Origin of the sequence: Syntrophobacter fumaroxidans MPOB, from assembly GCF_000014965.1 — a bacterium.
In the GTDB taxonomy this organism is placed as follows: domain Bacteria; phylum Desulfobacterota; class Syntrophobacteria; order Syntrophobacterales; family Syntrophobacteraceae; genus Syntrophobacter; species Syntrophobacter fumaroxidans.
On the sequence record NC_008554.1, the window covers coordinates 99506 to 120632 of the forward strand.

Sequence of the window (21127 nt, forward strand, 5' to 3'; positions counted from 1 at the left end):
GCGACGGACCGAACACGATTCATGCAAAATGTCAGACGGGCTTTGGGATTTCCTCCGGGGCGGAGAGAAGTCCCCGCAGGATTGTTCCGGGACAGGCCGGATCGCGAGGTTCTGCGGGCGATCCACGATGCGAAAACCCGCAGCCGGGACTCCCGCCTGGAACTGCTCGAGCTGCTGAGAGAGAGGGCAGGTCCGCTGAAAATCGGCGTGACGGCGGTCGAGGACGCCGGGGCCGCAGCCCTGGCCGTCGCGCGGCTGGTGCGGGAAACGTGCCCGGAGTGGGGTGTGGAGAAGCGCGTGGCGGTGTGGCGGCATCCGTTGCCGGCTCGCCTGGACCTGACGCGCATTCTGGCCGACTCGGACGTGCCCGTGTTCACGGCCGGCCTGTGCGCTCCCGGGCTTGAAGGCATGCCTGCGGAAGAATCACTAGAGCACATCCGCAAAAACGTGGTGGAATCCTGCATCGGAGTGACGGCGGCGGATTATTGCGTCGCGGACACCGCGACCCTGGTGATGAAGACCAGACCCGGTCAGCCCCGGATGCTCTCCCTCGTTCCTTCCGTTCACATTGCGGTGATTACCCTGGATCAGATTCTCGCGGACCTCCGGGAGCTTTACGCGTTCCTGAGATGGGAAGCCCGGGAAAGGGAAGATGAAGGGCTGACCAACTGCTTGACGATGGTGACGGGTCCGAGCAAGACGGCGGACATCGAGCTGTCCATGGTTCACGGCGCACACGGACCGCGCGAGCTCCATATTGTGGTGATCATCGGCCCCGCTGCTTCAACAGCGAACTGAGCGCGCGGCGGGCCTCTCGAAATACATCCCTTGCTTTCGCGGGGAGACTCCATGCTCTTGGCTCTCGCCGGCCGCGGCCTGATGGCCGCTCAGTCCTCGAAAGAGGGTAGAACAGAGGCCCGTGCAGTTCGGAAGGAATGTCTACGGGAACACGGCATTTCGTGGGAGCGCTCGACCCGAAAACGGGGTCCATGCCCGTCCCTGGATTCCGAGCTCCCCGTTCTCCGTCCTCGAAAGACGTTTTCATCTCAGTCCCCGCAAGTGTGAATCCGTCAGGAATCGTCTTCTGTGCTCTTGAATATAGACAGTCCCTCCCGTTTCGCAAGCGGGGAGAAACAAGAGCAAATCGCAGGGTCCGGGTGAACGCCGACGCGCGCGCGGCTCGCTCGATCCGGCGCTTTTCGCGGATCCGCACCGCTGCATGGCTGCGATGGCCGGTGGAGCGGAACGATGTGTCATCCAACTCTACGGCAGCTTGTCGATAACGCACTGGGCCAGCTTCCTGGCCTGCTCCAAATCCTTTGTGCTCACCCTGACTTCCACGACCGCCCGGTCTCGAAGCAGGACCCAGAGCTCCACCGTGTTGTCGACCCTGGCCCAGAAGGCCTCATCGCCCATGCCTTCCGCGGGATTGACATTCTTGCGGACGACTTTTTGCAGTTTCCATTTCTCGGGCTCGTAGACAACAATGTCCGCAAAATTGCCTTTGAGGTTGCGATAGGTGCACCCTTTCTCGCCACTGATCGAGACGTCTTCCCGCGGTTCGCCCCTGACGGTTCCGAAGACGGACTCCACTTCCTCTCGGGACAGGATGCCGCAGGGCTTGAGGGAGGCGAGATCGACACGCCGGTTTACGGACGCGGAAGCCTTGCCCGCGGGTGAAGGCGTGGGATGATTGGAAAGCGTGGTGGAAGCCGCCGCCGGTTTCTGCGGCTTGTCGGAGGAACTGCTTTGGCCGCAGCCCGGGGAGCACACCAGGAAAACGGTGAGAGCCAGGAGGACCGTCAGCGTCCGCGGCGTTTGCATGGTTCGAGCTCCTTTTCTCGGGTGCCGTTCATCTCGCCCGATCCGGGCAGGCGTTCCAATGCCGAAAGCTTATACCATGCCAGAAAAGAGATTCTTGTCAAGCAGGCGGGACCGGGACAAGGTGGGACCCGGACGACGGTCGCACACAAAAGTGGGCCAAACGGCAGCGCGGCCCACGGTCTCGACCCTTCCGGCCCGCCCGTTGGAGCCGATCGTGGTGTTTCATCGTGAGCTTCCGGCACACGGGGGCTCGCGGGGGTGAGGACATGGGGCTTTTCCCGGTTTTGGGAGGGGGCGCCGCCGCGTGCCGCTCAATTTAATGGAACTTCCCTTGCAAATGCTTCGGGATGTCTTTACAATTGGACCAAGATGTCTCTCTCGTTTATCAACGGCCGCGTTCTCCGCTGTGAAAAAGAGGAAGCTGTGCCTGGGATAGTTCGGGAGGAGGAGCATTGGGAAGTCTTGTGGGCTTTGAACGCAGGCCCGGGTTTCTTCAGGAGTAGTCTGTTTCATAAGTGTATCGTCAATCGCACAGCGGAGAGGATTTTAGTTTATGTCAATGAAACTTTATGTGGGCAACCTGTCTTTTCAGACTTCCAGCGAGCAGCTGCGGGAACTCTTCTCGCAGGTCGGCACGGTGGAGTCGGCCACTGTCGTTGAGGACCGTGAATCGGGACGGTCGCGCGGTTTTGGCTTTGTTGAAATGTCGACCAAGGAGGAAGGCCAAAAGGCCATCGCCGAGCTCAACGGGAAGGATTTTAACGGCAGGCCCTTGACCGTCAATGAAGCCAAGCAGAGGGAAGACCGGGGACGCGGCGGGCCCCGTGGGGGATCCGGCGGCGGCCGTGGCGGCTACGGCGGAGGTGGAGGCCGCGGCGGCGGATTCGGCGGCGGCGGTGGTGGAAGGAAGAAAGGCTGGTAATCCCGTCCGCTTTTGAACACCCTTCCCATCCCGAGGCGGGTGGGAAGGATCGAACGGGTATTCCCGGAAGAATTCAACATCTAATGGAGTCCGCTTTCGGGAGGGCAAACACGGAACCCTGTGGGCGTCGTCCCGTGTGACGGTCGGCTCTGCGCGCAGTGCTACCCCCTTTCACGGCGAATTCCATGAAGCAGTGGTGTGCCTCGATCACCCGATCGGTGGGCCGGAAGGTTTTCCATCCGTGCGGTCCGCTGGTCAGTATGGTCGGGGCGCAACCCGGGGGCGGCCCGCTTCGCCCTCGGAAGGCCATGACCTTTCAGCTTTCAACGAATCGCAAAGGTTCTTGTCGAGATTCCTGCTGATCGGAACAGGCCGAAAGCTCGCAACAAGCCCCGGGGATGTGGTCGGCTCTCGGGGCTTTCTCGTAAATTCCGGTGAGTTCGGGGCCGTCCCGGGAGAACCGCCTTACCTCAAGGACCGAGCTTGAAGCCCCGTGCCTGTCTCTCGAACTTCGGGAGGACTGAGGAAGACATCCTTCCCGGCGGCGTCCCGCCGCTTTCATCTGCTCATGTCGCGCGGACAATCGATCCTCCGGTCAATGGGAAAGGGGTTTCCGACATGGGTCCTGATTTTCCATCCTATTGAGATAACACTAAAATCGGGTAGCGGCACGTTCGAAGAATTTTTTGCGGAAGAAAAATGCTCTTGCCCCCCTTGTTTTGCTCAAAGGATGATTATAGTGATAGCCGTGATATTCAGGCTGGAGTGCTCATCCATTAGCTCATTATTAACGCAAAAGGAGAAGATACGATGGCGACGGAGAGAAGGGAAGTATGTACGTGTGACAAATGCGGCAACGAAGCGGAAATGACGATCACGTGCGAAATGGTGGAGATTCCCGAAGCGGGCGTCATGAAGAAGAAGCAGAAAGAGACGAGAGTCTGCAAGGTGTGCGGCAACGAAGCGGACCTCATCATCGACTTCGACGAATAGGATCGAACGGACGACATCATGGACATTCTTGAGAGCGCGCCCGGCGGGGTGCTCCTTCCGGGCGCGTTTTCCTTATCATGCGCCGCCGAATGCCGGGAAACCGGCTGCTGAAGCCGTGTGCGCGGATTCCCGATCGCGCTGAAGCGGCCTGAAGGTGCTCATAGAATCGCAATAATCGAAACTCCATCCATCCGATCAGATTTCCGCACGGCAACATGAATGATTCCTGCGCAAAAAACGGCCTGGATGAGCCGGACTGCCCGGGCATCAGGCTCGCGACGAAGAAGGTGAGTCATCGGCATCATTGAAGCGCAGGGCGGAATCGGGAGAAAAAGACCGTTCCCCGGGGACCGCCCCGGATTGCGATCCGGGGCGTCCGGGACGGTGAGGAGCATAACCCGGCGCAATCATTTGTAGCGTCACGTATAGGGAAGCTCCTGACCCGACGTCTGTTTTCGTGCAGCAATCCCCTGCTATTCATAGCGAAACGCCCGGCCGCGGATTCCCGGCGCCTGGTCGCTCAAAGGCATGGACCGGCGCGCATGGCTTCGGTTCATCTTTGCCGGGCGCTCACCGCGGAGCCCATGGATGAGCGGAGGCAACATCGTCCCCCTCCGCGTCGATGCATTTCTGCCCGCGGCGCTCCGGCAACCCGTGTCGCGACTCTCGAACCCACCCCGGCGTGGACGAACGCACATAGTGCTTGCGTCCTTGAGGAAACTCTCCTAAGCTCCTTCAACCTCATCATGTCGTTCGGACGCCCCGATTGCACGGAGGCAGACGCCCCGCACGGCGTGAAAACCCGGTGACCGCAATTCCCGTACCTATTTCGAGTCGAACGGATGGTCTGCCGAAGCAATCACAAGCTGGCTGCAAAATTTCGCAAGGCGGCCGCTCAACTCCCGAATCTCGTGCGTGCCGTATTCATGGTCTGGGAGGCGACCAGGGGCTGGACCCTTGCGTGGGGCCTGCTCGTGGTGCTGCAGGGCCTGCTTCCCGTGGCCAACGTGTGGCTGCTCAAGGTGTTGGTGGACGGCCTTGCGGCCGCGGTCGGCAGTGGGCAGCCCGCGCCCCGTTTCCGTTCGCTCCTCCTCGTCATCGTCGCAATGGCCGCCGTCACATTGGTCGCCGATGCCCTGCGGAGCCTCACCATCTGGATTCGCACGGCCCAGTCCGGCTTGTTCCAGGATCACCTGAAACACCTCATCCAGCAAAAATCCATGGAACTGGACCTGGCCTTCTATGAATCGGCCGAATTCTTCGACCGTCTGTACCGCGCGCAGTTCGAGGCGGGGTACCGTCCGATGATCCTGTTGGAAAACCTGGGCAGTTTGGCTCAGAACGGAATTACCCTCGTGGCCATGGCTGCGGTGCTCTTGCAGTTTGGACCCTGGCTGCCGCTGATATTGATCGTCAGCACTCTGCCGGCCTTTTGCGTGGTGCTGCGCCAGAACTTGCGCGAACATGAATTGTGGCTGCGCACAACGGTGGATGAGAGAAAGAGCAGGTACTACGATTGGGTGATGACCAGCCGTGAAACCGCTGCGGAGCTCCGCGTGTTCGAATTGGGGAGTCATTTCAGCGCGCTCTTCCGCACCCTGCGGGAGGCGTTGCGCCGCGACCGGCTTGCTCTGACCCGTAACCGGGCCCTGGCGGATCTGGGGGCGCGCATCGTGGGGCTGCTCATCACAGGGGCCGCCATGGCATGGATGGTCTGGCGCGTGCTGCTCGGCGCCATCACGCTTGGGGACCTGGCCCTGTTCTACCAGGCCTTCAACCAGGGCAAGCAGATGATGGGAGGGCTGCTGGAAAACGTCGGCCAGATTTACAGCAACAGCCTCTTTCTTGAAAACCTTTTCGAGTTCTTCCGCCTCGAACCGGGAATCCGCGAACCGGAAAGGCCTGTGAGCGCTCCTGCGCCTTTGCGGGAAGGAATCCGCTTCCGGCACGTGGCGTTCCGCTATCCCGCCAGTGAAAAGTGGGCCCTCGGGGATTTCAGCCTCACCGTTCCCGCCGGCAAAATGGTTGCTCTGGTAGGTCCCAACGGGGCGGGGAAGAGCACGGTGATAAAACTTCTGTGCCGACTCTACGATCCCGAGGCGGGACAGGTGGAACTGGACGGAGTAGATTTGCGATCCATTCCCCTGAGAGAGTTGCAGGACAACATCACCATCCTGTTCCAGGAGCCGGTGAAATACAGCGCCATGGTGCATGAAAACATCGGTTACGGAGAGCTTGGGAAAATGAAGGACTCGGCCGCCGTCGAAGTCGCGGCGCGACGGGCGGGAGCCGACGGATTCATCGAGCGCTTCCCGGACCGCTACGATACCTTGCTCGGGAAGTGGTTTGAGGGCGGGATCGATCTGAGTGCGGGCGAATGGCAGCGCATCGCTCTGGCTCGAGCTTTCCTGCGGCAGTCTCCCATACTGATCCTGGACGAACCGACCAGCTCGATGGATTCATGGGCCGAGGCCGACTGGCTCGGCAGGCTGAGGGGACTCGCGCAGGGGCGGACGGCCATTCTCATCACCCACCGTTTCACTACCGCCATGCGGGCCGACATGATTCACGTCATGGAGAACGGGGGCATCGTGGAGTCGGGGACTCACGAGGAACTGCTCCGACAGGGGGGCCGATACGCCGAATCCTGGCGACGGCAGATGCGAAATCTCGACCGGGACTCGACGCCGGAGCCGTGAGGGTCTCCATTGTTGATCCCGTCACGTCCGGAACGAGAAAAACCCGTGTCGGACGGGCGGATTCAAGACGGGCGCTTCACGGGCGGCCGGGATACGTTTTGCGGCGGCAGGGGGACATTCCGGAACCCCAAAGTTGACGGGGAGTGAACTTGAAAGCCCGGGAACCCGACACAATTGCCGGAATTCCATTGACCCCTGAATCCGGGTTGATCCTGAGATGCGTGCGCCACTACTCCGGCAGGGACGAAAGGACGCGAATCGCGCGGCAGCTTCAGGGCCGCCTCGACTGGGACGCCCTCCTCCGCCTGGCGGAGGCCCACAAAATCCTGCCGATCCTGCACGCGGTGCTCAAGGAATCCCATTGGCGCGAAGTGCCGGAATCCGTGCTGGAGACGATGAAGCGCAAGCATGCAGCCAATTTCGCCGGAAATCTCCTGCTGAGCTATGAACTGATCAGAATACTCGAAGCCTTGGGAAGCCGCGGCATCCGTTGCCTGGTGTTCAAGGGCCCCACTTTGGCCGTGGCCGCCTACGGAAGCATCGCCATGCGCCGGTTCCAGGATCTGGACCTTCTGGTTCGCAGGAACGATTTCCTCAAGACAAAGGACCTCTTGCGGGAAATCGGCTATCAACCCGCGCTGAGGCTCCCGGAAGCCTACGAAAAACATTTCTACCTGACGCGCTCGGAACACCATTTCGTCCGCAATGACGGCAAGGCGACGGTGGATCTGCACTGGGGACTGTCGCCGCCGTGCTTCTCCTTCTTCCAGGACCTGGATCGGCTCTGGCCCCGTAGCGTGACGGTCGCAATCGAAGGCGCAACGGTCAGGGCTCCGGGTATGGAAGACCTGCTCCTGTTTCTCTGCCGGCACGGTGCGAAACACCGCTGGGAAGGCCTTTCCCTGATTTCCGATGTCGCCGTGCTGATTGCGGCGCACCGCGCGATGGACTGGCCCGGCGTCCTGGCGCGGGCGAAGCGGACCAACAGCACGGTGATGCTCGCGCTCGGCCTGAGACTGGCGGCTGAACTAGCGGGAGCCGAAGTACCGGAAAACATCGGGGACTGGATGCGTGCCGACCGCAAAGGAGAGGTCCTGGCAGGGAAGGTAATCCGTTCCCTGTTCAGCTCCGAAGAACGGCCGACGGTGGATGTTGCCGACCGGTTGAACCTCTTCCACATGAGGACAATGTCGAGATTCACGGACAGACTCCATGAAATCGTCCTCAATCTGTTCACTCCCACATCCATCGAATTGTCCCTCATCCGCCTTCCCGCGAGGTTGTATTTCCTCTACTACCCCTGCCGCTTGTTGAGGCTGGCGGTCAGGAGCGTGTTGAACAAAGCGCTTCGAACACCACGGCGGCAGACCCCGGATCGCACGGGCGCGAGGCGAACGTCGGGGTCGGACAAACCCTGAAAGGCCCGGATTTCCACTTCTACGGGAATGAAGAGAGGAGGCCTCATCCGCCTTGTTCAAGGCATCGGATCGTCCGAAAACGACGCGACGAGGGAAGGGAAGAGCTTTCGCGGGTGTCGGGATTCGATTCCCGGCGGTCAGGATGCCGGCGACGGCAGAGGGTGAATTTGCGCTGCCTGGGTGGAGGATGGAGCCGATTGAAAACCGGCAAGGAAACCGCGGAGCCACGCCAAGCCCTCCCCATCGAGCTTTGCAATGGACTGCGGGACTTGCTTGAATACCTTGTGATCGATCAGTTTCGCCAGGGGAATTTCAGGCCGAAACGCCAGCGCCTGCCGGAAGAGCAACACGGAAACAGGGCGTACGCAAAGCTCATCCAATTCTCCGGAAGTGTAAACCGTGCGCATGCCGAGCGCCCGGATCGCATCCCGGGTCGTTTGAGAAGGGATGGTTTCCTCGACGACGCCCGATGCGACCAACCCGCGCTGGTCGCCGGTACGATAGAACAAGAGCACCGAGCCCGGAGCCACGTTGAGGACCGGCGACCTCGAAACGTATGCCTTCCGGATGGGGTTGCCGAAAGGGCGCTTGTTCCGGAACAGCGCCCTCTGGGATTCACATTCGGGGAAAAGCTGCTGCGAGAGGTCGGGAGAAATGGGGACCAGATAATAGTCGACGTCCTCCATCCGAAAATGAGTGGGGCCGAACCTGATGTGAAAGGCGAGGGGGTGCGGAACGCCGATCTCATCCTGCATGGGGTGGAGGGGTTTTGCCAATACTAATTCTTCCGAGCTGTCCTGTCCGCTCAGCCGCCCAAAACCGAAGTCTTCCAGGAGTTGAACGAGGGCTTCCCGACCCCGGGGGACCCTGCAATGGGCCCAGTCGTATCGATGCCTGGCCCCATGATCGAACAGGGCTCTCAGCAGCAGTTCGCCAGAGCGTGAGCTGTTGCTCTGCGCGCACAGCCGGCAGAACCAGACCTTCAAAACCTTGCCGCTCAGAAGCGGCGGAGGCAGGCGGTCCAGGCCGGCGATGCACAGACCGGTCACGTTCCGGCGATCGTCCCGGATGACCCAGGCCGAACGGCTGTCCTCGTCCGAGCCGAGAACGACCGCTCCTCCGTCCGGAATGCCGTCGAAGATCGGGTCGTCGGGGGACAACGTCTCGGCCTTGACCTCTTCCACGATGGGGAAGGGTGAGCTCGGACGCTCCGAGAGGTCCGTGATGAGAGCAACCGCTTCCGCGATCGTCAGGACCCTTCGCTCGAGTCCCAGCCGCCTGGCTTTCCTGTAGAGGTCGCCGTCGGCCGAGATCAGGAAATCAACGGCGTCGGCAGCCAGAGCGGCCAGCAGGCGGTGGCCGAGCCACTCCTCGGTGCCGGAAGGCGCCGGGCCGAAGACGGTCTCGAACGGGGGTGGAACCTGGGGCGGGGTCGGAAGCAGCAGACACTTCCCGGGCAGATTCGGGTGCTGATGAAGCTTGAAGGAAGGCTTGCTCGCACTGGTGTCGATACAGGCCGCCGGATGAACGTAGAGCCGGTGCGTGAGTTGCCCCGCCAAGCGGTTCAGCGCGGCGGCGGGAGTGGTCGCGTCCCCGGGCGCAGCCCTTTCAGGCGAGGGCAGGGAATTGGTGTCGATCAAAAACTTCAGTGCGCGTGATTCTCGATCCATAGACTGGTTCGCATCCGGTGACAGCTTCGACGTTCCCGGCGTCATCCCCCGTGCGGCTCGCGGGCGACGGTCCCTTTCCCGGGGAAAGGAGGCTCGCCGACCCGGGGGTGGTATTCCAGCCGCTCTGCTCCTCCGCCGGCGAGTTTGAGAAGTCTCGATGCAGCTCGACTGCGACCCGCTTTTCCCGAAAGCGGCGAGACCGGCCGGATGAATCGGTTGTCCCGCATCGGCACGTTTACAGCTTGGCGTATATAATAGCCGGAAATTCCTGTCAATCAAAGACCTTTGATCGGTCTTCGCGGGGCCGCCTTGCCCGGCGGCTCACCGGGCGGCCCGGGAACACGCGCGAAATCCGGCCGCTCCTCCCGTCATCGATGCCGGGTTGTGCGCGGGGGGGCTGCGGTCTTCTTTTCCCGCTCCCGAGAATTGAGGTGATACGTGGTGCTTTTCTTGACACAGCGGTTTGCGTGATTATACTCCTTATTAACAAGGAATGATTCTCTGACATCCATGAAGACTATGATGAAACGTCGATCAAGGCAACGGAGGGTGCCATGGAAGCTGACGATAAGCTCAAAAAAGTGACGGATGTGCCTGCGGACGAAGACTACAACGCGCAGGATGCGGAATTCCTTCTGTCGGGCGGGCGTTTGGACGACGACTGCGGGTGCTGAGCCCGGGTCAACCTCTCACTGAAACATAGGGCGTAATTCTGGACGCATGAAGAACCCGGGATGATCGATGTCCCGGGTTTTTTCATATCCAAGAAGAATGCCCAAGTGCGACGGGAGTCTGTCCGGACCGGCTCGAAGGCCAACCCGGCACCCGTCGTCTTTGAGCTCCTCGACAGGTCGGTCTTTCCCGGTTGGTCGCAGGCCCTTTCCCGGCGCGCGTTTCAACAAAGCGGACCATGAACGGACCGCGATTTTTCTTACCCGACGATTTCGGTTTCTCCTCTTTTGTCGTTGCCTTGCGTTATTCATTGAGTTATTTGAAGTCTCAATAGGTCTTCAGTGCGGGCCTGGAGCTTTTTCGAGCGGGATTCAAGATCGGAATGCGCCTCGGAGTTCGTCGGCACTCAGATTGAGGCATTATTCATTCAGTACATTAGCTCCCAGTCAAATTGAATCAGGACATATTCGGAGGGAGGGGGAACACCGACTCCCGGGTTGTTGTCTTCCAGCAGCGCCGTGAGACGCCGCGGTGCGAGGGAGGAAGCTATGAACGCTTGGAGTGTGTGCGGTCGTTGGCTTGCGGGGGCGGCACTGGCTGCCGTGTTCTTTTCATCCGTGCCGGGGTGGGCGCAAATCAAGGTGCTCGACGAGAACCAGGCGCCGGGTCGAGCCATGGCTCAACAGGCCACGAAAGGTCGGGAAATCTGGATTACCGCCGACCATTCGCTCCACCCCATTCTTAAGAAAGAATTCAAGTCGGGACCTGAAGTGACCGAGTCCTGCCTCTCCTGTCACGAGTTGGCGGCTGGGCAGTTTCAGAAGACCATCCACTGGACCTGGCTCGATCCCAATGTCGATCCGAAGCTCAGGGTCGGCAAGGGCGGCCTGAGCATGAACAACTTCTGCATCAACATTCAATCCAACGAACCGCGCTGCACTTCGTGCCATGCCGGCTATGGCTGGAAGGACAAGACATTCGATTTCAGCAACGCCCATAGCGTCGATTGTCTGGCGTGTCACGAACAGACGGGCACCTATCACAAGTTTCCCACCGGCGCCGGGAATCCGGTGAGCGAACCGACGGTTTTCAAGGAGGACGGCAAGACCTACATGCCGCCGGAATGGAACAAGGTGGCCCAGAGTGTCGGCCGGCCGACGCGGCAGAACTGCGGCACCTGTCATTTTTTCGGGGGAGGTGGAGATGGCGTCAAGCACGGGGACATGGATTCCTCGCTCATGAAGCCCAACAAAGAGCTCGATGTGCACATGGGAACCGATGGGCAGAACTTCGACTGTGTGCGCTGTCATACCACCAGGGTCCACCATATCGCCGGCCGCATCTATTCGACTCCGGCGGCCAAAGGTCGAAAAAGCCTGATCGAAGACGATCTTACGCCCAAGATCATGTGCGAGTCCTGCCACTCGCGCACGCCGCACAAACCGGGTGTTAAAGCCAATGCGCACACGGACAAGGTGGCCTGTCAGAGCTGTCATATTTCGACCTATGCTCGAGTCAACCCCACGACCATGTGGTGGGATTGGTCCAAAGCGGGGCAGATGAAGGAAGGCAAGCCGTACAAGGAACTGGATGAGTTCGGCAAGCCCGGGTACGATACGAAAAAGGGTGAGTTCAAATGGGCCAGGAACGTGGTTCCTGAATACTACTGGTTCAACGGTTCCCTTACCACTCTGACCGCCAGGGACACCATCGATCCGAGCGGCGTGGTTGCCGTCGGCTGGCCGAACGGCGACAAGAACGACGCCAATGCGCGAATCTTCCCCTTCAAGGTTCACCGTGGCCGGCAACCCTATGACAAGGTGAACAAAACGCTGGTGATTCCGCGGTTGTTCGGCAAGGAAGGCACGGGGGCCTACTGGGCCGACTACGACTGGGACAAATCCGCCGCCGCGGGCATGGCCTATGCCGGCCTGCCGTTCAGCGGGGAACTGGGATTTGTCGACTCCACCTACGTCTTTCCCATCACGCACATGGTAGCCCCTAAAGACAAGGCCGTCCAATGCCAGGAATGCCACTCAAAGAACGGTCGTCTGCGGAATCTGGGCGGTTTTTACATGCCCGGCCGTGATGTCAACAAGCCAATCCAGGTGATGGGGTGGATCCTGGTCCTGGGTTCACTGGCGGGGGTCTTTTTCCACGGTTTGGGTCGGATGGTCGCCAGAGGCAAAAAGGAGGACTGAGCCATGACGCAGACTGAGATGGTCAACGTCTATCTTTACACCCGGTACGAAAGATTCTGGCACTGGCTGCAGACCACTCTCATCGTGCTGCTGCTGATGACGGGATTCGAGATAAACGGCCTGTTCCGGCTTTTCGGGTTCAAACTGGCCACCGAGATCCACGAGTACGCCGGTCTTTCCTGGCTCATCGCTTTTGCCTTTTTTGTCTTCTGGCTCTTCACTACGGGAGAATGGCGCCAGTACATCCCCACCACCAGGAAGATGCTGACCGTTATCCGCTATTACACTTACGGGATCTTCCGCGGGGAAGCCCACCCCGTTCCGAAACGCAAGGACGCCAAACACAACCCTTTGCAGCGATTGGTGTACCTTTCCCTGGCGGCGATTCTCCTCCCCATCCAGATGATCACCGGCTTTCTCTACTGGGGTTACAATTCCTGGCCGGACTGGGGACTGAATTGGCTGTCCCTGGAGGTGGTTGCGAGCATCCATCTGGCCGGGGCCTTCGGCGTTCTCTCTTTTCTGATTGTGCACCTGTACATGATCACTACCGGCCACACGCTTTTCGCCCACACCAGAGCCATGATCACCGGTTGGGAACAGGTGGCGGAGGGTACTCCGATCGACGATTGGGAGCGCAAGGATCGCGGGAAATCGGCGGAGTGTTCCTGAGAGAGCGCCGGCGTCCGGGTATCGTATTGCCGCGTTAACAATCGACAGGCGCAGTCCGACAGCTTGAAAACCCCCGGTGGAGCTTCTACTCCTTTTGACCTCATCGTGTATTGCTTTCTCGATGAAGGTGGGTACACCTTGCCGGCAGGGGCTTATCCTTGTTGCTGTGTACTCAAAACAATGCCACACCGACGGCACCGGCGGCAACCATCACAACCGCAATGGCCAGTTTGGCTCGCCACAATGCGAGCACCGCCAGGGCCAGGGCAAAAATTCCCAAGGCCCGCCAGTCGCCGATTCCCGCCCGAAGCAGGTTGAGGGTGGTGACCGCCATCAATCCCACCACCGCGGCAGTAATCCCGTCGAGGAACGCATGCAGGCGTTCATTTTGAATGACTCTCTCGAGGGTGCTGTGGCCGATCAAGGTGAAGCCGAAAGCCGGGAGGAATATGGCCGTCGTCATGATCAAAGCCCCCAGGCCACCTCCGGCAACGAAGCCGACGAACGTGGCGAAGATGATGAGCGGCGCCGGAAGCGTGCCCGAAAGCGCCAGGCCGTCCAGGAACTGGGCATTGGTCATCCAGGCCTGCACCGCGACAGCGTCATGCTGCAGGAAGGCGATCACCGTGTAGGCCCCACCGAAAGTCAGCATCCCGCTTCTCAGGCCGGAAACGAACAGACCGGGAAGGGAGGCCGCATGGATGGCTCCCGTCGGTGGCTGGTTGATGTTATGCAAGACCCCCGATCCCTGTACTTTCCACGCGAGAATGACACCCGCCACGAACAGGGCGCTGACCAGATAGAACCAGGTGCGCCGTTCCTCTTTGATAAGCAGGTATGCCGCTCCCCCAACCGTAAGGGTCAACAGGAAGGGCGTACCGAGCACCTCGGCCAGGACCGCCATGGCGGCGATGCCCCATAGATAGGCATTCGTCAGGCTGTGGCCGCCAATGCGATGAATGGCCCGCACAATGAGGGCACCGACCGCTGCCTGAAGACCCAGAAAAACCGCCTGGAACCGGGGGATAGCCATTCCGTAGGACAGATAGAACCAGGACAAGAGGAACATGAGGACGAACCCGGGCAACATGAAGCCGAGGCCGGCGAGGAAACCTCCGAAGCGACCGCGATTCACCATGCCAAAGTAAACGCACAGTTCGTGCGCTTCGGGACCTGGAAGGGCTTGATAGAGACCCAGCACGCGATTAAAGCGCTCCGGGGAGACCCACTTCTCCTCTTCGACCAGTTCCTGACGGATCATGGCGATTTGGGCAATGGGGCCGCCCCATGCCAGCAATCCGAAGCGCAGAAACCTCCAAAAGAGCGCCGGGTAGCTCTCCGCAATGATTTCAGGAGTGTGGTTTTGCATGAAAGGCTTCCTTGCGTTCGTTAGTGAGGCCAAAGCGTCTCCGTAGCCTGTGCAAATACAGGGGATTTCATTGCTCGACGCGACAGGCATCCATCCCTGGCCCTTCATCGATCCTCTTTGGCGCTAAGATCCCAGCCCGCCAGACCTCCCTCCAAATACTTCACTCGGACCTGGTTCTCTGCCGGCTTCGCCGACACAGGCCGGCTGACGGGGCCGCCGCGCACGCAATACACAATCACGGTCTTGTCCCTGGGAAGCTCCCTGCTCCAGTCATCCACCTGCTCGGGATCTTTCCATTGGGCACCGGGAATGAGGCGCGGGTCGGTTTCAAAATCGGTCTTGCGACGCACGTCGATGACGACCGTCTCGTCCGGCGCGTCAGCAAGCGCTCTCTTCAGTTCTTCCGGATCCACCGAGCATTTCACGGCAATCCTTTCCGGTGACGACGACGCCAAACGCGCGAAGTGACCATGGATGTTCGAGATTCCACCTTTACCCCCAGGATAAAGACCGGGAGGGCAACAACCAGCGCGGCGCTCATGATGGAGAAGGCCGGAAGGTAGCCCCAGGAGGCGATGAGCACCCCCGCCAGAATGGGACCCGATGCATGGCCCACATCGAAGATGGTCCCGAAGGTCCCCATGGCCGTGCCAAAATGCCGTTCCTGGCAAAGGTCGGCAACCAGAGCCGCCGAAGACGAGGTCACGAAGGCTTCCCCCAGACCGAACAGGAGTGAAGCCAAAATCAAAAGCTCAAACCGTGTAAGAAGGGGGATTGCGGCAAAGGCCACGGCACAAGCCAACATGCCGATGACGATGGCCGGTTTGCGCCCGTAGCGGTCCGAGAGGCGACCCATCAAGGGTTTGGACACGATGGTGACGAGCACTTGCGCCCCCCACAGGAGACCGGCCTGGAATTCGTTGAGCCCGGCCACTTTCACCGCGTAGATGGGAAGGAAGGCCTCCAGGGCGCCCATGGTCATGTTCTGGAGCCCTTCCATGCTGGAGGTAAGAACCACTCTGCGGTCGCTCACCACCTCCCGAATCCCGGCTCCGAACTGTGCGAGCGATGCCTTGAGACCCACTTGGGTCACGGTTTCATCTCCACCGGCAAGGAGTTTTCCCCCCAGTATCAGAGCCACACATCCGAACGCCCCGCTTGCCAGGTAAACCCAGTGGAAGTGCTCCAGGGAAGGGCTGCCGGATCGCGCCAGGGTGAACAACAAAAAACCTCCCAGGGGGGCCCCCAGGAGGCTACCGGCGATGGTGACCGACGAGAACCAGGAGAGCATCTCTCCCTTGCGGCACCCCGCCACGTCGGCCACCACCGCCATGGCCACGGGGCCGTAAACGGCCGTGGCGAATCCGTGAACAAAACGAACGATGAGCAGCAGCGCGGCATCTTTTACCCAGAAGTAGGCGAAGGGGGTCAGGGCAAAGACGACCAGGCCCACCAGCATGGTTTTTCGACGGCCGATGACATCCGACAGCGCACCGGAGGGGAGTTTGAAAAAAATCCCCGTCACCGTGGAAATGCCCACGACCCAGCCAATGATCTCTGGTGCTGCCCCCAGATAGAGGGCGAAGAGGGGCAACACCGGACTTCTGGCCAGGGCATAGGACAACCGGGCGAAGAAACCCACCGCACACAGCCCAAACAGTTGACTGAATGGATTCATGGTCTTTGATTCCGTCGCTGGTTCGACATCCAAGGTACCCCGCCCCCATAGGTTTTTAGCGGCCTTTTACCGCAGGGACCTTGCCGTCATAGCCGATGATTTTTCCGGTGATGCTCACCTGAACGCCCATGACCATCTCGGCATCGATGAGCCCAAGGGCGCGGGCCACGGCACCAAACCGCTGCCGCACCCGGTTGTCGATGTTGAGAAGAACGACTGTTTTAGCCGCCGATGCCAGGGCCGCCCCGATGTCCATCATGCGCATGACACAGTGTGGCCCGGTGTATTCCCGGTCTTTCTCGCCTGGCTGCCGTTCCTTATTCAATTCAGCGCATGTCGGGAATCCGCAGGCACCGCAATGGCAGCCCGCAGCCTGGAACTTTTTCAGCCCAACCACAAGCGCTGCCTCCGAGTGCTCGATGTTGCCAGCGTCCCGGAGTTAATAGTCTTCGTTCCCACTCCTCGGCGCATAGGATTTCATACTTTCGGCATTGCGCTTCAAGTCCTCTTCTCCGCCGATAACGACGATCTCCGGAAAATCCTTGCCGCCTGCCTTTGGGGCGGTTCTGGCCGCAGCGGCCATGAGAATTGCAGCCATCGTTGCGACCTGTTTCATCGAGCTGTTCCTTTCTGTAATGCATAACCTGCCTACATAATGTAACTAACGTTACTTTAATATCCATGCTCGAGTTTCTTGTCAAGTGGGCAATTGAAGGCCGAACGACAATTATTCTTTGGCTTAACGGGATTGACTTTCCCTTGAACAGGCGGTAGTTAGTGTAACTACAATTACTTTTTCTGATCGATTCGAGGAGCTATTGAATGGATTGGATCATGCTCATCACCAAGTTGCCTCGTGCCCGCACCACCGCGGTCAAGGTCGCCCTGTGGCGCAAGCTCAAGCGTCTCGGGGTCTACACGCTCCAGGATTCCGTGTATGTGCTGCCGCGCTCGGATCGGACGCTGGAGCTGCTGGAGTGGGTGGCTGCCGAGCTGCGCGAAGGAGGGGGAGAGGCCTCGGTTTGGGAGGTGATGGCGCGGACTGAAACTCAAGAGCGGGAAATGCGCGAATTCTTCCTGGAACAGGCCAACGCGCAGTACCGCAAAATCTTGGAGGATGCGCGAAAGGGTCTGGATCTAGAGCGGCTGCAGCAGTTGTGGAGCCAGTTCCACAAAGTGAAAACGCAGGATTACCTTAAGTCGCCGCTTGCGATGGAAGTAAGGGCAGCCTGTGAGCGCCGGGCTCAGGAAATATCCGAAGCTCGGGAGATGCAAAAACGGAGAGACTCATGAAATGGATCACCTGGTCGGGTGTGGGCGTGGATCGCATCGCCTGCGCCTGGCTCATTCGCCGCATGGTGGATCGCGATGCGGAGTTCATCTTCATCCCACGGGGCAGTGACTGGAAGCAGTTGGACGGCATTGCCTTCGATATTCCCGGCGCCAACCTCAGTCACCGGCGAGGGCGATGCACCTTCTGCACGGTTTTGAAGGAGTATTCGATCAGTGACCGAACCATGGATCAGATTTGTGCCATTGTGGATGCGGCCGACTCAGTCAACGATCTATTGCCGCCGCCCGAAGCGGCCGGGATCGATGTGATTTGCCGCGGCCTGATCAAAGTCCTGAAGCATGATGTCAAGGCCCTGGAAGTGGGCGCCATTTTGTTTGAGGCACTCTATGTCCAATTGGCCGAAGAATTCCAATGACTCTTCATCTTACCCGGGGCTTCGGCAACGTGAGACTATCGGAGCGGTACACCGCGAACCTTGACAGAGGTGGGGCGCCATCCCTGAACGGGTTCTTGTGAGTGAGGCGAGAACGCCTCTCGAGGGCAGCCACTGGCGGAACCGCGCATTAAAACGGGCACTGGAACAGGGGGGTACGCAAGATCAATGCCCACGATCTTCGGCACAGTTACGCCGGCCTGCTGATCCAGGCTGGAGAATCCTTGGCCTATGTACAAGACCAACGGGGTCACCAAAGCATCCAGGTTGCAGCGGACATCAATGGACACTTGGCTCCGGAAGGAAACAGAGCGGCGGTCGATCGATCGGATGACGACTCTCGCACAACAATCCGCAACCAACAACAACAACAACACCAAAGAAAAAGGGCTTAGCCCAACAGGCTAAGCCCTTTGTTTTGACTGGCGGGGTCGAAGGGACTTGAACCCTCGGCCTCCGACGTGACAGGCCGGCGTTATAACCAGCTTAACTACGACCCCGATAAAGTATCCCTGGTAGGCGGAACAGGGCTCGAACCTGTGACCCCCGGCTTGTAAGGCCGATGCTCTCCCAGCTGAGCTATCCGCCCTCTTGACGATCGGCCGGGGCAGAAGCGTTCCGCCCTGCGGCGCACATGAGACTCTCTATGTACGTCATAAGGGAGGCGAAGTCAAGACCCTTTTGGGATCGGCTTCAATGGGCCCTGATTTCGTCCGCCGCGGGCGGCTTCTGTTCGAACATCACCGCCTGCTGAGCTCCCGCTTCCTCCTCATGGAACAGTTCACGGTCTTCCGGCACCACCATTGCCTTGCGCAGCACGTCATCCATGTGCTCCACCAGTTCCACCTGGATCTCTTCGAGGATTTTGGCCGGAATGTCTTTGAGATCCTTTGCGTTGTCCTTGGGAATCAGCACGGTTTTGAGCAGAGCCCGGTGGGCGGCGAGGATCTTCTCCTTGAGCCCGCCGATGGGCAGGACCCTGCCGCGCAGCGTGATTTCACCGGTCATGGCCAGGTCGCTGCGCACGGGGATGCGCGCAAGGGCCGAAACGATGGAGGTGGCCATCGTGATGCCCGCCGAAGGTCCGTCCTTGGGGATGGCTCCTTCCGGCACGTGCACGTGGATATCGAAATTCTGGTAGAAGTCCGGGTCGATCCCCAGGCGCTTGGCTCGCGATCGGACGTAACTCAGGGCCGCCTGGGCGGACTCCTGCATCACGTCGCCCAGTTTCCCGGTGATCTGGACCTTTCCCTTGCCGGGCATCACCACGGTTTCGATGCCGAGGATATCGCCGCCGAATTCGGTCCAGGCAAGACCCACCGCGAGACCGATCTCATCTTTCTCTTCGGCGACGCCGTAACGGAACTTGGGAATTCCGAGGTATTCCTGCACGAGATCCTCGGTGAGCTCGATCCTGGTTTCAGGGCCGCGCCGGACGACTTCCTTGGCCACCTTGCGGCAAATGGAGGCGATTTCCCGCTCGAGGTTCCGCACGCCGGCTTCCTTGGTGTAGTGGCGAATGATGTAGAGCAGCATGTCGTCCGAGAACGCGATGTTATCGAGCGAGAGGCCATTGGCCTTGCACTGCTTGGCCACCAGGAAGTTCCTCCCGATATTGAGCTTGTCGAATTCCGTGTACCCGGCAATCTGGATGATCTCCATGCGATCCCGCAACGGCGGCGGAATCGAATGCAGGTTGTTGGCGGTGGTGATGAAAAACACCTCCGAGAGATCGTAATCGAGATCCAGGTAATGATCGTTGAACGAGAAGTTCTGTTCGGGGTCCAGCACTTCGAGCAGGGCGGCCGAGGGATCTCCCCGGAAATCCATGCTCATCTTGTCTACTTCGTCCAGGCAGAAGACCGGGTTGTTGGATTTCACCTTCTTGAGGCTCTGGATGATCTTGCCCGGCATGGCGCCGATATAAGTGCGCCGGTGACCGCGGATTTCGGCTTCATCCCGAACGCCTCCGAGCGACAACCGGATGAAATTCCGGTTCATGGCGCGGGCGATGGACTTGGCCAGAGATGTCTTGCCCACGCCGGGAGGTCCAACGAAGCACAGGATGGGACCCTTGATCCGCTTGACCAGCGCCTGGACCGCAAGGTACTCGATGATCCTTTCCTTGGGTTTCTCGAGCCCGTAGTGGTCTTCGTCCAGGATGCGGATGGACTCGTCGATGTCCAGCTTGTCCCTGGTTTTTTCATACCAGGGCAGCGACAGGATCCAATCGATGTAATTCCTGACCACCGTCGCTTCGGCACTCATGGGGGACATCAACTTGAGTTTCTTGAATTCCGCCCGAACCTTGGCCGCGGCCTCCTGGCTCAGCTTCTTTCGCTTGATGCGTTTTTCCAGCTCTTCCAGCTCGGACTTGAAGTCGTCCTTTTCGCCCATTTCCTTCTGAATGGCGCGCATTTGCTCGTTCAGGTAATACTCGCGCTGGGTCTTCTCCATTTGCTTCTTGACCCGGCCCTTGATGCGCTCCTCCGTCTGGAGAATCTCTATTTCGGAACGGATCTGGCCGAAAAGTTTCTCGAGCCGTTTGGCCACACCGAGCGTTTCGAGAAGCTTCTGCTTGACGTCGAGCTTGAAGGGCATGTAGGCGGCAATGGTGTCGGCCAGGCGCGACGCATTGTCGATGGCCGCCACGGCATCGAGTATCTCCTGGTTGATCTTCTTGTTGTGCTTTGAATACGCATCGAAGGCCGCCCGCACTCCGCGACGCAGCGCCTCGATCTCCACGGATTCATCCTCAGATTCCTCCAGCCCTTCCAGGCTTACGAAGAAGTGGTCCGGATGAGGAATGAAGCTCGATATTCGGGCTCGAAAATCGCCTTCCACGAGGACCTTCACCGTCCCGTCCGGCAACCTCAGAATCTGCAGGATATTGGCGACAGTGCCCACCCGGTAGATGTCGGATTCTCCCGGAGTATCCGTCTTTGCCTTGGTTTGCGCCGCCAGGAAAATCTTCTTGTCGGTGGCCATGGCCTTGTCCAGCGCGTTCACCGACTTGTCCCGGCCGACGAACAGCGGCACCACCATGGATGGGAATACGACGATGTCGCGCAACGGCAGAAGCGGCATCGCGAAAGTCGCGCTGCCGGATTGTTCATCCTTGTTGCGAGTCAGCTTGAACATATGTCCCTGAGTCTCCCTGTTTTTCGAGAGGCTGATCGAATCACCCTGTCGACGAACCCCCCTCGTTTCCGGCCCTCGCTTCAGCGGCACCCGTTCGTCCCGAGGGTCGAAACCGAGGCGTGTTACGCCTTACGTTGTTCC

The 21127-nt window shown here is 59.7% G+C and carries 17 protein-coding genes and 2 tRNA genes; 9 read left to right on the plus strand and 10 right to left on the minus strand.

What is annotated here, in order from left to right:
* Positions 1–21: 21 nt before the first annotated feature.
* Positions 22–798, plus strand: a complete 777-nt coding sequence (locus SFUM_RS00430) for a LutC/YkgG family protein (protein ID WP_167321296.1) — start codon at positions 22–24, stop codon at positions 796–798.
* A 465-nt stretch (positions 799–1263) separates the two neighbouring features.
* Here the strand turns inward: SFUM_RS00430 and SFUM_RS00435 are convergent, their stop codons facing one another.
* The gene (locus SFUM_RS00435) at positions 1264–1824 is read right to left on the minus strand and encodes a DUF3558 family protein (RefSeq protein ID WP_011696959.1); all 561 of its coding nucleotides are present in this window, start codon (positions 1822–1824) and stop codon (positions 1264–1266) included.
* A gap of 553 nt (positions 1825–2377) precedes the next feature.
* Here SFUM_RS00435 and rbp point away from each other — a divergent pair.
* The 4 genes from rbp to SFUM_RS00455 all read left to right on the plus strand — a co-directional run bounded on the left by rbp (position 2378) and on the right by SFUM_RS00455 (position 7856).
* Positions 2378–2746 carry an RNA-binding regulator gene (gene rbp, locus SFUM_RS00440; protein ID WP_011696960.1) on the plus strand — a complete coding sequence of 123 codons (369 nt, stop codon included), beginning with the start codon at positions 2378–2380 and terminating at the stop codon, positions 2744–2746.
* Between the two features lie 810 nt (positions 2747–3556).
* A complete protein-coding gene (locus tag SFUM_RS00445) occupies positions 3557–3739 on the plus strand; it encodes a hypothetical protein (RefSeq protein WP_041439495.1) in 183 nt (60 codons plus the stop codon).
* Between the two features lie 842 nt (positions 3740–4581).
* Positions 4582–6438, plus strand: a complete 1857-nt coding sequence (locus tag SFUM_RS00450; RefSeq protein WP_011696962.1) for an ABC transporter ATP-binding protein — start codon at positions 4582–4584, stop codon at positions 6436–6438.
* Between the two features lie 188 nt (positions 6439–6626).
* Positions 6627–7856 (plus strand): nucleotidyltransferase domain-containing protein, encoded by a 1230-nt coding sequence (locus tag SFUM_RS00455; protein WP_167321297.1) that lies wholly within the window; start codon positions 6627–6629, stop codon positions 7854–7856.
* A gap of 137 nt (positions 7857–7993) precedes the next feature.
* Here SFUM_RS00455 and SFUM_RS00460 read toward each other — a convergent pair whose 3' ends face one another.
* Positions 7994–9526 (minus strand): hypothetical protein, encoded by a 1533-nt coding sequence (locus tag SFUM_RS00460; RefSeq protein ID WP_041439498.1) that lies wholly within the window; start codon positions 9524–9526, stop codon positions 7994–7996.
* A gap of 1220 nt (positions 9527–10746) precedes the next feature.
* Between SFUM_RS00460 and SFUM_RS00470 the strand changes: the two genes are divergently transcribed.
* Positions 10747–12399: a tetrathionate reductase family octaheme c-type cytochrome gene (locus SFUM_RS00470; protein WP_011696966.1), complete on the plus strand. Its 1653-nt coding sequence runs from the start codon at positions 10747–10749 to the stop codon at positions 12397–12399.
* Positions 12400–12402: 3 nt separating this feature from the next.
* Entirely contained in the window at positions 12403–13071 is a 669-nt protein-coding gene (locus tag SFUM_RS00475; protein ID WP_011696967.1) for a cytochrome b/b6 domain-containing protein, read from the plus strand.
* 172 nt (positions 13072–13243) lie between these two features.
* On the opposite strand, the gene chrA is transcribed toward SFUM_RS00475, so the two are convergent.
* The 5 genes from chrA to SFUM_RS23435 form a co-directional block, all read right to left on the minus strand.
* Positions 13244–14440 (minus strand): chromate efflux transporter, encoded by a 1197-nt coding sequence (gene chrA / locus SFUM_RS00480; protein WP_041439501.1) that lies wholly within the window; start codon positions 14438–14440, stop codon positions 13244–13246.
* A 104-nt stretch (positions 14441–14544) separates the two neighbouring features.
* A complete protein-coding gene (locus SFUM_RS23225) occupies positions 14545–14865 on the minus strand; it encodes a rhodanese-like domain-containing protein (RefSeq protein ID WP_011696969.1) in 321 nt (106 codons plus the stop codon).
* The gene (locus SFUM_RS00490; RefSeq protein WP_041439504.1) at positions 14862–16118 is read right to left on the minus strand and encodes an MFS transporter; all 1257 of its coding nucleotides are present in this window, start codon (positions 16116–16118) and stop codon (positions 14862–14864) included. Before SFUM_RS00490 ends, SFUM_RS23225 begins: the two co-directional genes overlap by 4 nt.
* 55 nt (positions 16119–16173) lie before the next feature.
* Complete coding sequence (locus tag SFUM_RS23430) at positions 16174–16515, minus strand: DUF2148 domain-containing protein (RefSeq protein ID WP_011696971.1); 342 nt, start codon at positions 16513–16515, stop codon at positions 16174–16176.
* A 42-nt stretch (positions 16516–16557) separates the two neighbouring features.
* A complete protein-coding gene (locus tag SFUM_RS23435; protein ID WP_208597087.1) occupies positions 16558–16734 on the minus strand; it encodes a hypothetical protein in 177 nt (58 codons plus the stop codon).
* Positions 16735–16940: 206 nt separating this feature from the next.
* Here SFUM_RS23435 and SFUM_RS21195 point away from each other — a divergent pair, with 206 nt between their 5' ends.
* Both SFUM_RS21195 and SFUM_RS00505 read left to right on the plus strand, forming a co-directional pair.
* The gene (locus SFUM_RS21195; protein ID WP_011696972.1) at positions 16941–17411 is read left to right on the plus strand and encodes a Chromate resistance protein ChrB; all 471 of its coding nucleotides are present in this window, start codon (positions 16941–16943) and stop codon (positions 17409–17411) included.
* On the plus strand, positions 17408–17827 hold the full coding sequence (locus tag SFUM_RS00505; RefSeq protein ID WP_011696973.1) for a chromate resistance protein ChrB domain-containing protein: 420 nt from the start codon (positions 17408–17410) through the stop codon (positions 17825–17827). The genes SFUM_RS21195 and SFUM_RS00505 overlap by 4 nt, the downstream gene beginning before the upstream one ends.
* 441 nt (positions 17828–18268) lie before the next feature.
* On the opposite strand, the gene SFUM_RS00510 is transcribed toward SFUM_RS00505, so the two are convergent.
* The 3 genes from SFUM_RS00510 to lon form a co-directional block, all read right to left on the minus strand.
* A tRNA-Asp gene (locus SFUM_RS00510) sits at positions 18269–18345 on the minus strand.
* A 13-nt stretch (positions 18346–18358) separates the two neighbouring features.
* Positions 18359–18434, minus strand: a tRNA-Val gene (locus SFUM_RS00515).
* Positions 18435–18538: 104 nt separating this feature from the next.
* Positions 18539–20986, minus strand: a complete 2448-nt coding sequence (gene lon / locus SFUM_RS00520) for an endopeptidase La (RefSeq protein WP_011696974.1) — start codon at positions 20984–20986, stop codon at positions 18539–18541.
* Between the last annotated feature and the right edge of the window lie 141 nt (positions 20987–21127).